This is a genomic window from Nostoc sp. DSM 114167, assembly GCF_052692655.1.
This window is the reverse complement of record NZ_CP195116.1, coordinates 1,477,501-1,489,647: the sequence shown is the minus strand read 5'-3', so window position 1 is coordinate 1,489,647 and position 12,147 is coordinate 1,477,501. Positions and strand designations below refer to the sequence as shown.

Here is a 12,147-nt window from a genome sequence, read left to right as displayed (position 1 = left end):
GAAACTAAATATTAGGTACTCTAAGATTTAGGATAACATCGTATAATTCCGCTAATGAAAATTTGGAATAGACAACTAGGCGATCGCGTAAGTAATATCATTTACCAATATTTACCCGCCTTTCGCTGGCGTAATTTTCGCCTGTTTTTTGGAGGACAGTTACTATCAATGTCTGGGACATTTATGACCCAGCAGTTAACTATTCCTTGGCTGGTATACGATTTGACTCAATCGGCTTGGTTGTTGGGAGTTGCAGGCTTTGTACAATTTTTACCGACGTTATTAGTGATTCCCTTTTCTGGCGTATTGTCCGATCGCTGGAGCCGTCGTGACTTATTAATGGTGGTGCAGATATTGGGAATTAGCGTTTCTCTAGCTTTGACAATTCTTACCTTTAGGAATTGGATTACGTTTCCCATCCTATTGGTATTGAGTGTTCTCAATGGTTTGCTCAAGGGATTAGATATGCCCGTGCGCCATACAATCGTCACCGAAACCGTAGACGATCGCGCCGATTGGAGTAATGCGATCGCTTTGAATTCAGTGATGTTAAGTTCCTCGCTGGTATTGGGGCCAGCTATGGGCGGGATTTTGATTGCGACGCTAGGGGTGAAATATTGTTTTCTCTACGATACCCTCAGCTATATTCCTGCTATCTTTACCCTGCTAGCAATGCGGCTGAAAGTCCGACCTACGCAGATCCTAACGAGCCTTAGCGATACTTTACAGAAATTGCGGGAGGGCTTTGAATATGTCTCCAAGTTCCAGCCGATTAGAGCAATTTTATTAATACTGGCGTTACAAGGTTTAGTCGGGATGTCTCATGTCGCGCTCATGCCCATCTTCGCAGCTAAGATTTTAAATGGGGATGCAACTACAATGGCTCACCTCAGCACCTCAGCGCCCATTGGCTCGTTGTTTGCTTGTTTATATCTGAGTGTTAGGCGAGGGATTGCAGGCTTAGAGCGTTTGATTGTAGCCGCTCAAGTCTTGATTGGGATAAGTTTGATTTCCTTCTCACTATCGCGTCAAGTTGGATTATCCATAATCATACTGGTGTTTACAGGCTGCTTTTCTATCCTTCTGATTACCAGTAGTAATATGATTATCCAAACCCTAGTTGCCGAGGATAAGCGGGGACGGGTGATGAGTTTTTATGCCCTAGCAATGGTGGGTATGATGCCCTTTGGGAATCTGTTAGCTGGAACTTTGGCACAGAATTTTGGTGCGACTAATGCCTTGATCGTCTGTGGCAGTCTAAATATCTTAGGTGCGCTATGGTTCTGTGCACAATTGCCAGCAGTGAGCCGTTGGATTGATTCTTAAATTTTATAATCATTAACTCCGGTAACTCGATTGGTATATAGTATTTAAGTCCTAGCTGTTGTAAAGTAATGCTCATAGCTTTGCAATCCTTTAGGCAGATCGAGTGTACGAGAAAAGTGCAAAGCCTTTGGTAACAACATTCTAGTAATTCATTAAAAATTAGCTTGAGGACGCACCGATGAAGTTAATTGCACCTCCCAGCTGCCTGTAGAAATGTCACAACGTTATTAAGTATCCCAACAAAAGTAGAGCAGACAGTATGATCAAATATGTAAATCTTGGCAAAACTGGACTCAAAGTATCGCGTGTCACCCTCGGCACGATGACTTATGGCTCCCGTAAATTGCGCCAATGGGTATTAGAAGAAGAAGAAAGTCGCCCATTTATAAAACTGGCTTTGGAATTGGGGATTAACTTCTTTGATACCGCCGATGTGTATTCCTTGGGCGCCAGTGAAGAAATTGTCGGGCGAGCGCTCAAAGACTTTGCAAACAGAGATCAGGTTGTTATTGCTACCAAAGTACATGGTAAAGTCGGCGATGGCCCAAACGATCGAGGACTATCTCGCAAACATATTTTTGATAGCATTGATGCTTCTTTGCGGCGACTACAGACTGATTATGTAGACTTATACCAAATTCACCGTTGGGACTATGAGACACCAATCGAAGAAACCCTAGAAGCACTTCACGATCTTGTGAAAGCAGGTAAAGTCCGTTACCTGGGGATTTCTAGTGTTTACGCATGGCAGTTTGCTAAAGCCCTTTATACAGCAGACATTCACGGCTGGACTCGCTTTGTATCAATTCAAAATCACTACAACTTAGTCTATCGAGAAGAAGAACGAGAAGTCATACCTCTAGCCCAAGATCAAGGGATTGGTATTATTCCTTGGAGTCCCTTGGCGCGGGGCTTTTTGTCAGGGAATCGCAGTAAGTCAGACTATGGGCAAACACTACGTGCAAAAACTGACGAATTCGCTCACAAACTCTATTATCAAGATTCAGATTTTCAAATAGTTGAGCGCGTAGTTGAATTAGCTACAAAACGAGAAGTTAAACCCACACAAATTGCCCTAGCTTGGCTATTACATCAACCAGGTGTAACATCTCCCATAATAGGCGCTAGCAAGATCGAACATCTCAAAGAGGCTGTCGAGGCGGTGGATTTAGAACTCTCCGATCGAGAGCGCGAATTCCTAGAAGAACCTTACACACCCCATCCCATTTTAGGGCATGAGTACCCTTCTGGAAATCGCCCATAGAGCAACTAAGTACTCGATCGACCCTTGGATTGCGATGTGCTGCGTCGTTTTTCCGTCTTGTTCAGTCAGGGTAAGCATATTCAGGTGTTGATTTGGTGACGATCGCGGTCAAAGTACCCCACCATCGCGAACTTGTTACTGCTGCGCTTGTATTGACATAGGTTTTCAGTTTACAGGCTGAAGATGATGCAAAGACCAATTAAAGCGAGTAAAACGGCGATCGCCACAAGGGGTAATAGTGGTGTGGGATACTATTACGCTCAAGCGATCGCATTTATTTCTGTAAATGGATCTATGGCATGAGATGAGGTTGTCCCCACAGTAGCAGTAATATAAAAAGGAATTAACCCAGATTTAATATCTGTAACAATTTGCTGTTGTAGTAATTATGGACACATTCTATAATCAGCATCAATCTCAATTCAATGGAAATTTTCTCGCTTAATTCTCGCTAAAATAGCAGCTTTATCAATTGAAGGGATTAAGGTGTGTTTTTTCACTCTAATTCTAAGTCGGAAACTTTTATGAAAATCTACTATGTAACTTTAAATAATACAGATGAAGCGCGTCAAATTGGTCGGGCATTACTAGAATGTAAGTTAGCAGTTTGTGTCAATTGGTTCCCGATTACTTGTGCTTATAGTTGGCAAGGAGACATTACTGAAGAACCAGAAGTTATTTTAATTATCAAAACTCAAGATGGTTATGCTTTAGAAATCGAAAAACTTATTCATGAGCATATTACTTATACTAATTTTATCGCCGAAATTTCTCCGACAGCAATTAATCAGGGTTTTGTCAATTGGTTGAATGCAGAAGTTTCACCACGCTCACAATAGAAATTACCTAATACCATTTCTTCCCCTGCTTCCGTTGGCTTACCTCAGTTTTGCTACCTCGACTTTGCTCGGCACAAGTCGGCACGAGTCGCTCACGGCAAGCCTTCTCCTCTACTTACACAGCGATAGGATATTTTTTTAGTTGGAAGTCCCTTATGCCTCAACAAGCTTATTCTAACTATTTTACTGGAGGTCAAAAATGGCAATTCTCAAACTAGAAAATGGAACTCTCTACACCGATTTAATTCACATTGCTCAGGAATTAGCCCCTCTGAATATTCAAATTAATCGTCAGACGGGAGGAGATAACCCTCAACTTCAACATTTGTTGGCACAGGATAGTCTCAACGAAGATGAAAAAGAACAAGTACTCAAAGCAATAGATAGTTACTTTGAGCAACTACAACAGACAGCCGGTTATAAATCTCGTGATTTGATTGTCCTTCATCAAGGGATTCCTAACCTTGATGAGTCAATGGCAAAGTTTGACCAAATTCATACCCATGCAGATGATGAAGTCCGCTACATCATTGATGGAGAAGCGATTTTTGGCTTTGTACGTTCTGATGGTAGTCAAGTAGAACTGACAGTACAACCAGAAGAATATATCAACATTCCAGCCGGAACCGAACATTGGTTTTATCTTACCCCAGCAAAGCGAGTGAAAGCAGTACGCTATTTCATCACCACAGAAGGTTGGATACCCCAATATACAGGCAAAGAAATTCGCACCCGCCAACCCCTGCTGAGTTGAAAAGGCAGAAGGCAGAAAGTAATCCCCATAAATAAATTTAGGGACTTTAAACCCATTCCGCAGAGGACAAAAATATATTTTCTGCCTTCTATCTTTCTTCGCTCAATTCTAAATTATCAAACATTACAAATTACAAATTAGTATGAAGCGGATTGTTTTTTGTGACTTTGATGGCACTATTACAGTTGACGAAACTTTTGTCGCGGTTCTAAAAAAGTTTGCACCAGTAATTTCTGCAAAACTACTGCCTGAAATGTATGCCAAAAGGCTGACACTGCGAGAGGGAGTCAAGGAAATTCTGCAATCAATTCCATCTGCAAGTTATCCAGAAATTCTGGAATTTACTAAACCTCAATTAATACGTCCTGGGTTTATAGAATTGTTGGATTTTTTGGAGTTTCAGGGAGTTTCATTAATAGTAATTTCTGGGGGACTACGGGGAATGGTAGAGGTCGTTTTGGATGGGATAGTGCATAGAATAGAGAGAATTTATGCTGTAGATGTCGATATTAGCAGTACTTATTTAAAAGTAAATTCTGAATACGAAGGAGATACAGAACTGATCGCTAAAGTGCAAGTTATGGATCGGTACCCAGCCGATGAAAAGATCGCGATTGGTGACTCCATCACCGACTTAAATATGGGATTGCAAGCTTCTGTTGTCTTTGCACGCTCTCCCTTAGCAAAATATTTAGATGAACACCAAAAACCCTATATTTCTTGGGATGATTTTTTTCAAATCCGCGATTATTTAGCAAAATCATGGAGTTAAACCCAACAATAGCAGATCCTCGTTTGCAACTAATTGGCACTGCTCGGTATTTTTACCAACAAGGTTGGATGGTAGGAACTGCCGGCAACCTCTCGGCTCGATTAGCTGATGGTAGTTTTTGGATTACAGCTAGTGGTAAATCTAAGGGTAAGTTATTACTCAACGATTTTGTTCTGATTGCTCCAGATGGCAAAATAGAAGCATCAGCCACCCAGGTGATACCTTCAGCTGAAACAGCTATTCATCAATTAGTTTACCGCCTGTTTCCAGAATCACTTGCTTGTTATCATATACATTCTGTTGAGAGCAATTTGGTTTCTCGTTTGGTTGAAGATGATAGTTTACTTTTACCACCCCTAGAAATGCTCAAAGGTTTGGGAATTTGGCAAGAAAATTCCTGTTGTATAGTGCCAATTTTTGCTAATCATTTCCAAGTTGCCCAGATTGCTGGTGATATTGAACAACGCTTTGCCGTCACTCCACCGCAAATATCCGCATTACTAATTCGAGATCATGGTTTGACAGTTTGGGCTTGTTCTCTTGAAGCTGCTCGTAATTATATTGAGTTATTAGACTACATCTTTCGCTACATGGTTGCTGCCATTCGCTTAGGCATAAATATCTGAAATTCTACTTGATGGCAAAGTTAGAGGGGTCTTGATCTCGTCGATGCTTAGTGGCAATGGGGGCTGGCTGCCCATCACCTGCAAGGGCTGCGGTTTTTTCTAGGGATTCCCTCAATCGCTTGGCTGCGTAGATAGACATGTCTCGTGGTACATTAATGCGATCGCGCAAATATCGGAGAGCGACATCAGATCCCGATGGGGGTACACAGTCTTCCCCTGTCATCATGTGTGTTAAAGCACAACGTAGCGCTAGATCGAACAATTTATCATCTAAGGGGTTGACTCGGATAATATTGATCCGGTGGTCGATAGTTCGTTTAAGAGCTTCCATACGGGAGTTTTTCGGCTCTGGATAAGTAACATCTGGTAGTCCAAACCAGGGGCCGTTATCCACCCGCGCTTTATTGAGAAGCATCTGGGTTTCGCCGTTTTCCCAACAGCCCCCCATCTGGGGCGGCAAATCATGTGCGTGGGTGTGAAAGTCGCTCTGGGTACCGCAGTAGGTTGGTCGGCTTTCCATTGCCGCAAACCATGCGCTTAAACGAGGGTTTTCCTCCCGCAGTGAGTAGCCCTTGTAGTAGTAAAGGCTCGCATTCATCCGTTCGAGATATGGCGTAAAAATGACATCGACGATGCCGAAGCTATCTAAAAAGTAAGGGCTTGGGGCGCTACTCAGAGCCTCCTCGACCCTAGCCACCACTCCGATAAATTGTTCTCGGTTGCGTTGTTCTTGTTGAGAGGAATCGGTTCTAGAGCATAGCCAAACGCACCAGGCTCTAAATAAAAGTCGTTCTAATTGACGTAGAGGAAGCACCGTGCGGTCTTCCATCCCTTGGTTCAATGGAGCAAATATCTTTTCCAAAGCGATCAAAATGTCATCGCTTTCCTTAATAACCCGTCCATCTAGCTCGATCGCGGGGAGCATTCCTGATGGTACCTTACGTTTGTACCAACTTTCTTTCTCCCCATAGCAGAACATTGTCACTTTTTCGATGCGGTAGGGGATCTGTTTTTCCTCTAGCCATAACCAAACTTTTTGACAGTAAGGACACCAAGCATGGTTATCGCGGTACAGCGTTACCCGCACATCAGATTCCGGCTGACCAAACAAGCGCAACCTAGCTCTAGCGTTGGTGGGACCATTAACGGTATCTATTTGATAGTCCGTGAGGGTTTCTAGTTCTTCCCAGCTTAAGGGTGCGGTAGTCATAGGGGGAGTTTCGTAGAGCAATACTTAGGACAATTCTATACTCTACAATATTTTCAATTACACCAAGGCTGAATTTAACCGATAGGTTCGCCCATCAATTCTTTCCACTCTTCTTTAAGAAAAAGTTGAAGTGACGATACCGCCTTCAAAGGTTTTGGCAATTTGGCATAACTTGTCTTTGAATTGCCCTTTAAATGAGATATCAACAGAACAGACGCAAATCGCCAGTTGTTGACCCAACGCTGTAGAAGAACTCAGCAGCCCACCCACAGCGCTCGGTCATCGCTTCACCACAACTGGCTAGTAATGTACTAGAAAATACATCGTAAATGTGCAATGGCGATGCCTATGGCCATAAATTGCGCTCTTTTCCTACTTAAATTTTGCTGAATTTTTGAGAGTAAAGTTCATCAGACACTTTTTTTAGTTCTGGTTCAACTACTGTCAAATGTTGCTCTAAAATTGCCAAATTCCGAATGTTGGACTTATAGAAAGCATCAAACAAATCACCTACTAAAGGCACAGTACCAACGACTGTTTCCAAACCTACATTAAAAATCATTTTGGCTAAGTCTTGACGCGGGATGCCAAACTGAGTAGCTAAAAATATAATGTAAGCTGAAAACGCTGTACTGATTAAATCACCAGCACCTGGAACTAGACCAATGATTGGGTCTATGCCAATGCGAAAACCTGTCAAAGGGATACGTATTGATGTATCCATCAGACGGCTGAGTTTGCGGATGCGATTTAGAGTAGCAAGGCGTTTGGCAGCGTCCATAATTGACCATATTTACACTACTTTTAAATTGCACCATTTTTAGTTCTTTGTCTTGTACCGTTAGAAATAACAAGTGTGAATAAAAATCTTGAATACTGCCTAAAAAAGCATTATAACTAATTAGCCAGACATGATATAAGACGTTTTCTCCATAAGTTTGCATACTCTCTAACATCTCTGCCGCTCAGTCATCTTTACCCCTCGTACCAATGCATAGATATATTGCAAATCCAGGAAGGTCAGGGTGTATTAGTGTATTCGTAGGTGCAGGTAAACAGCAAGTTTCTGCTAGCGTAAATCGACACTTACTGCTTTGATAGCCGTTTGCAATTGAATCGAGTACAGACCTTCTTAGAGGTACGGCAATGCCGTGTTTTTACCCGCTTACTTTACTCCAAACATATTTTTGGCAGACTTCGCAGGCGGCTTTTGCTTCCTCGGTTTGCGGATTGGTGAAGATGGGATGGTAACGCAACCTGTCGCAACAGACTTGCAACCATGCACGCCAACCACCCCGCCACAACCTTATTGTTCCATCATCGCTGCCACTAACTATCTTTTGCCCATTGGGGCTAAAAGCTACTGACCAGACAGAATCTTCATGTCCCCTAAACGGTTGACCAATGGGGTTACCTGCTAAATCCCATAACTGCAATGTGTTATCGTCGCTACCACTAACAATTATCTGCCCATCAGGACTAAAGGCGACTGACCAAACATAATTCTCGTGCCCCCAAAATGGTTGACTGATGGGGTTACCTGCTAAGTCCCATAACCGCACTGTGTTGTCAATACTGCCACTAACTATCTTTTGTCCATCGGGACTAAAAGCAATGGCGGTGACAGAACCTTCGTGATCCTGTAAGGAGTGACTGAGCAGGTTACCCTTGATATCCCATAACTCCACTTTCCCTTCACGACTGCCAGTACCTATCTTTTGCCCATCGGGACTAAAGGCAATGGCGGTCAGTTCACCTTCATCTACCCGTAAAAGTTGAGCGATGGAGTGACCCTGTATATCCCATAACCTTACTGTCCCGTCATCACTGCCAGTAACTATCTTTTGCCCATTGCAGCTAAGAGCAACTGAAAAGATAACATTCTCATGACCACGCAAGGGTTGAGCGATGGAGTGACCCTGTATATCCCATAACCTTACTGTCCCGTCATCACTCCCAGTGACTATCTTTTGCCCATCGGGGCTAATAGCGACTGACCGCACAGAATATTCATGCCCCTGAAAAGGTTCACCAATAGGTTTGCCCTGGATATCCCACAAACGCACTATCCCGTCACTGCTGCCGCTGACTATCTTTTGCCCATCAGGACTAAAGGCGACTGAATTGACTGAACTTTCATGCCCCTTGAAGGGGTAAGTAAGCGGATTGCTCGTTAAATCCCACAACCGCACTGTTTGGTCACGACTGCCACTAACTATCTTTTGCCCATCAGGACTAAAGGCCACTGACCAGACAACATTTTTATGCTCCCTAAACGGTTGACCGATGGGGTTGCCCATTAAATCCCACAACCGAACTGTGTTGTCGCTACTGCCACTAACTATCTTTTGCCCATCAGGACTAAAGGCCACTGATAAGACAGAATTTTCATGTCCACTAAGCGGTTGACCGATGAGGCTACCCGCTAAATCCCATAACCGCAGCGTTCGGTCACGACTGCCACTAACAATTTTCTGTCCATCGTGATTAAAGGCAACTGAATAGACTTCATGCTCGTGTCCCCAAAATGGTTTACCTATAGGGTGACCTTGGATATCCCACAAACGCACCGTCTTGTCCCAACTGCCACTGGCTATCATTTGACCATTGGTGCTAAAAACAACTGAAAAGATAACATCTTCATGACCGTAAAAGGGTTGACCGATAGGTTGGCCTATTAGATTCCATAGCCGCACTGTCTTGTCCCAACTGCCACTGACTATCATTTGACTATCGGCACTAAAAGAGACGGCAGTAACATAAGCTTCATGCCCGTAAAAGGGTTGACCGATAGGATTGCCCTGAATGTCCCACAAACGCACCGTCTTGTCCCGACTGCCACTGACAATTATTTGACCATCCGGGCTAATAGCAACTGAATATACGGAGTCTTCATGCCCCTGAAATGGTTGACCGATAGGATTGCCTAGTACATCCCATAAGCGTACTGTTCCGTCAAGACCGCCACTGACAATCATTTGACTATCCGGGCTAATAGCAACTGAATTGACAGTACCTTCATGTCCCAGGAAGGGAATGGACACTCTAACTGTTTCCATCACTCTATGCAAGCTGTTCTGAACTGGGGTGAGAATCTGATCTGGCATCTTGTCAAGATTCTCACCTATTGCCTGAATCGCCAAAACTAGACCATCTAATGGTTTGAAAGGTAGTAAATTCAATACCCTTGTAGCTTTTTCTCGCAAAGTAGCTTGGGTGAGTGCCCGCTCTAAAATATTAATTCGGTCTTTTTCATACGCATCACTGCGCTGATAAAAATTCTTCGCTTGAGGTGATGATAAAAACTCTAGCTGTTCCCAATTTTCGCGCACCTCTGCTAACAATCCCCCCTGCATTAAGTATTTTTCATTCTCCCCTTTGTTCACCCACTCGCGTAATACATCTGCTAACCTATCGCTCAACCGCCGCAAATCTCGGTCTTGTTGTCGCCACTCTTGAAACCTCTGCCAACCCTCAATTAAGGCTTCATGGGCTAAATCAATCCAAGCTTTTCCTTGTTCATCTTTCCCAGCTACTAGCAAACGTCCTTTCACTAATCCTTCATCTAGCAATTCACTTAATGCTTGTTGCTGTTTTTGGTTATTACCTACAATGGCTAACAGTTCAGTTTTTGGTTGGCGCTGTCGCGTATCCTTTTCTGCCTCTCCAGTTCGCAATAATCGCAGAAAAATTTGCTTAATCCAGTCCTTCTCCTGTTCATTTCGTTCTTGAGTTGGGCAATCTTGTTGATAATCTTCGTAAAGATAAACATTTTCTGCATGAAAATTCAGCGCCCCTGTCAATCCTTGGAAGTTTTCATACTGTTCTAGGGTGAGTTGATGCTTTTGTTGGTCGCGTTTTTCCCAGAGTCTAGTTAAAGCAAACTCCATCAACGGCAAGTATCCCGGTTCTTTACCAACATCTTCTAAAATTTTCAGTAATAGTCCTTCTTCAACACTATGACCTTGAAGTTTAGCAGGTTCGGTTATTGTCTCTTTTAAATCAACTCCAGTGATCCGCGGCATCAAAACAAGCTGATTTTCAATTAATTTATTTAAAGACGGATAATCTGAACATGATTCGAGAAAATCCGATCGCATGGTAATCACAACTGACAACCGCGAATCGGTCATCTCTACTACCTGAGTCAGCAATTCAATAAATCTCTGCTTTTCTTCAGCAACAGAGACAGTAAATAATTCCTCAAACTGGTCTACTACCAATAAAAATTTTTCTGCACCTGTGAGATGCTCCAGAATTACAGGTAAAGGATTCGTTTCATTAGTAATCAACTCCCAAAGCAATTTTTCTTTTCTCGCTCCTGGAAAAAATACTTTCAGAACTCCTCTCAATTCCTGCAAAGGCTGAAATCCTGGCTTGATTGGCGGTAAAATTTGCCAGATTCTACGATCTAATTCTGGAATCAAACCCGCCTGAACCACAGAAGATTTACCACTCCCGGAAGCGCCAATAATTGGAACAAAGGGATTTTGTGCCAGTTTCCCCAGAATCTTTCTTACAACCTGCTTGCGCCCAAAGAAAAACTGTTTTTGTTCCGCTTCAAAGGCTTTTAAACCTTGGTAAGGACATTCTTCTTTTACCTCAAAGGTTTGAGCTTGGGTTTGAATGTTGTGGTTAATTAGAGTAATGGAACGCCCCCAACCCATGCGGATTGGTTCTTGTCCACTACCTTTGAGTTCTGTAGCAAGTATATCGAAGAGGCGATCGCCTGTCACCTGTCCGCGATCGTTAGTGTTGTCTGGTGACAAACCAGCCAACAAAGCTGTTGTAAAAATACTGTGTTGTTCGCTTTTTTTGGCATAAGCTTGTTGAAAACCTCTGCAAGCAGCAATAAAGTAGTAATCGCGCTGTGAAATAAAGGCAGTCAGAGTTTTCTCGATGAGATTGCGTTCTAAAAATTCACCGCTATGACAGCAATCTAACAGCACTACTAGACTACTCAAGTCGGAGTCTCTAATTAAATTGTTGAGACTTAAAAGACTAATCCCACCTGTTTGCTCAATAATCTGATTGCCTTGAGTGACAATTGTCAAGTCAGAGGTTGCTAGATATGCTTGTAGTGTTCCTAAGCTGTCAGATACAGTGATGCCATGCCCTGTAAAGTAAATTAGCGCTTCGTTTTTAACTGCTTGTTGTTGCAAAAGTGTTTTTAAAGCTTCAGCCAACTTAGTTGTACTAACTTTCCCTTTGAGAACAACGATATCCTCAAAATCACCATGCGCTTTTAGTACCTGCGCGACTGCTTCGGCATCCGTAACTGGTTTTGTGAGATTAGAAAGCTGATTTGTATAATCTGTAATGCCAACTACAAGCGCGTAACGAGCCATCTATACGT

General features: G+C 42.9%; 10 protein-coding genes. 6 read left to right on the top strand and 4 right to left on the bottom strand.

Going from position 1 to position 12,147, the window contains the following annotated elements:
• Positions 1-54: 54 nt before the first annotated feature.
• Positions 55-1,326, top strand: a complete 1,272-nt coding sequence (locus NSTC731_RS06315; protein WP_445630058.1) for an MFS transporter — start codon at positions 55-57, stop codon at positions 1,324-1,326.
• Positions 1,327-1,585: 259 nt separating this feature from the next.
• Complete coding sequence (locus NSTC731_RS06310) at positions 1,586-2,590, top strand: aldo/keto reductase (RefSeq protein WP_445630057.1); 1,005 nt, start codon at positions 1,586-1,588, stop codon at positions 2,588-2,590.
• A gap of 260 nt (positions 2,591-2,850) precedes the next feature.
• Here NSTC731_RS06310 and NSTC731_RS06305 read toward each other — a convergent pair whose 3' ends face one another.
• Complete coding sequence (locus NSTC731_RS06305) at positions 2,851-2,949, bottom strand: hypothetical protein (RefSeq protein WP_445632031.1); 99 nt, start codon at positions 2,947-2,949, stop codon at positions 2,851-2,853.
• 165 nt (positions 2,950-3,114) lie between these two features.
• On the opposite strand from NSTC731_RS06305, the gene cutA reads away from it, so the two are divergent.
• From cutA to mtnB, 4 genes are all read left to right on the top strand, one after another.
• The gene (gene cutA, locus NSTC731_RS06300; RefSeq protein WP_445630056.1) at positions 3,115-3,429 is read left to right on the top strand and encodes a divalent-cation tolerance protein CutA; all 315 of its coding nucleotides are present in this window, start codon (positions 3,115-3,117) and stop codon (positions 3,427-3,429) included.
• Positions 3,430-3,628: 199 nt separating this feature from the next.
• Positions 3,629-4,183, top strand: coding sequence for a 1,2-dihydroxy-3-keto-5-methylthiopentene dioxygenase (locus tag NSTC731_RS06295; protein ID WP_445630055.1), 555 nt, complete (start codon positions 3,629-3,631; stop codon positions 4,181-4,183).
• A gap of 142 nt (positions 4,184-4,325) precedes the next feature.
• Positions 4,326-4,955: an HAD-IB family phosphatase gene (locus NSTC731_RS06290; RefSeq protein WP_445630054.1), complete on the top strand. Its 630-nt coding sequence runs from the start codon at positions 4,326-4,328 to the stop codon at positions 4,953-4,955.
• The gene (gene mtnB, locus NSTC731_RS06285) at positions 4,946-5,581 is read left to right on the top strand and encodes a methylthioribulose 1-phosphate dehydratase (protein ID WP_445630053.1); all 636 of its coding nucleotides are present in this window, start codon (positions 4,946-4,948) and stop codon (positions 5,579-5,581) included. Before NSTC731_RS06290 ends, mtnB begins: the two co-directional genes overlap by 10 nt.
• Before the next feature lie 4 nt (positions 5,582-5,585).
• On the opposite strand, the gene NSTC731_RS06280 is transcribed toward mtnB, so the two are convergent.
• The 3 genes from NSTC731_RS06280 to NSTC731_RS06270 form a co-directional block, all read right to left on the bottom strand.
• Positions 5,586-6,791: a glutathione S-transferase family protein gene (locus NSTC731_RS06280; RefSeq protein WP_445630052.1), complete on the bottom strand. Its 1,206-nt coding sequence runs from the start codon at positions 6,789-6,791 to the stop codon at positions 5,586-5,588.
• A gap of 376 nt (positions 6,792-7,167) precedes the next feature.
• Positions 7,168-7,572 (bottom strand): DUF4112 domain-containing protein, encoded by a 405-nt coding sequence (locus NSTC731_RS06275; protein WP_445630051.1) that lies wholly within the window; start codon positions 7,570-7,572, stop codon positions 7,168-7,170.
• 376 nt (positions 7,573-7,948) lie between these two features.
• Positions 7,949-12,139 carry an nSTAND1 domain-containing NTPase gene (locus tag NSTC731_RS06270; RefSeq protein ID WP_445630050.1) on the bottom strand — a complete coding sequence of 1,397 codons (4,191 nt, stop codon included), beginning with the start codon at positions 12,137-12,139 and terminating at the stop codon, positions 7,949-7,951.
• Between the last annotated feature and the right edge of the window lie 8 nt (positions 12,140-12,147).

Coding starts and splice junctions, on each gene's coding strand:
- NSTC731_RS06270 (WP_445630050.1), bottom strand. CDS start 12,139: ATGGCTCGTTACGCGCTTGTAGTTGGCATTACAGATTATACAAATCAG.
- NSTC731_RS06315 (WP_445630058.1), top strand. CDS start 55: ATGAAAATTTGGAATAGACAACTAGGCGATCGCGTAAGTAATATCATT.
- NSTC731_RS06280 (WP_445630052.1), bottom strand. CDS start 6,791: ATGACTACCGCACCCTTAAGCTGGGAAGAACTAGAAACCCTCACGGAC.
- mtnB (WP_445630053.1), top strand. CDS start 4,946: ATGGAGTTAAACCCAACAATAGCAGATCCTCGTTTGCAACTAATTGGC.
- cutA (WP_445630056.1), top strand. CDS start 3,115: ATGAAAATCTACTATGTAACTTTAAATAATACAGATGAAGCGCGTCAA.
- NSTC731_RS06310 (WP_445630057.1), top strand. CDS start 1,586: ATGATCAAATATGTAAATCTTGGCAAAACTGGACTCAAAGTATCGCGT.
- NSTC731_RS06295 (WP_445630055.1), top strand. CDS start 3,629: ATGGCAATTCTCAAACTAGAAAATGGAACTCTCTACACCGATTTAATT.
- NSTC731_RS06275 (WP_445630051.1), bottom strand. CDS start 7,572: ATGGACGCTGCCAAACGCCTTGCTACTCTAAATCGCATCCGCAAACTC.
- NSTC731_RS06290 (WP_445630054.1), top strand. CDS start 4,326: ATGAAGCGGATTGTTTTTTGTGACTTTGATGGCACTATTACAGTTGAC.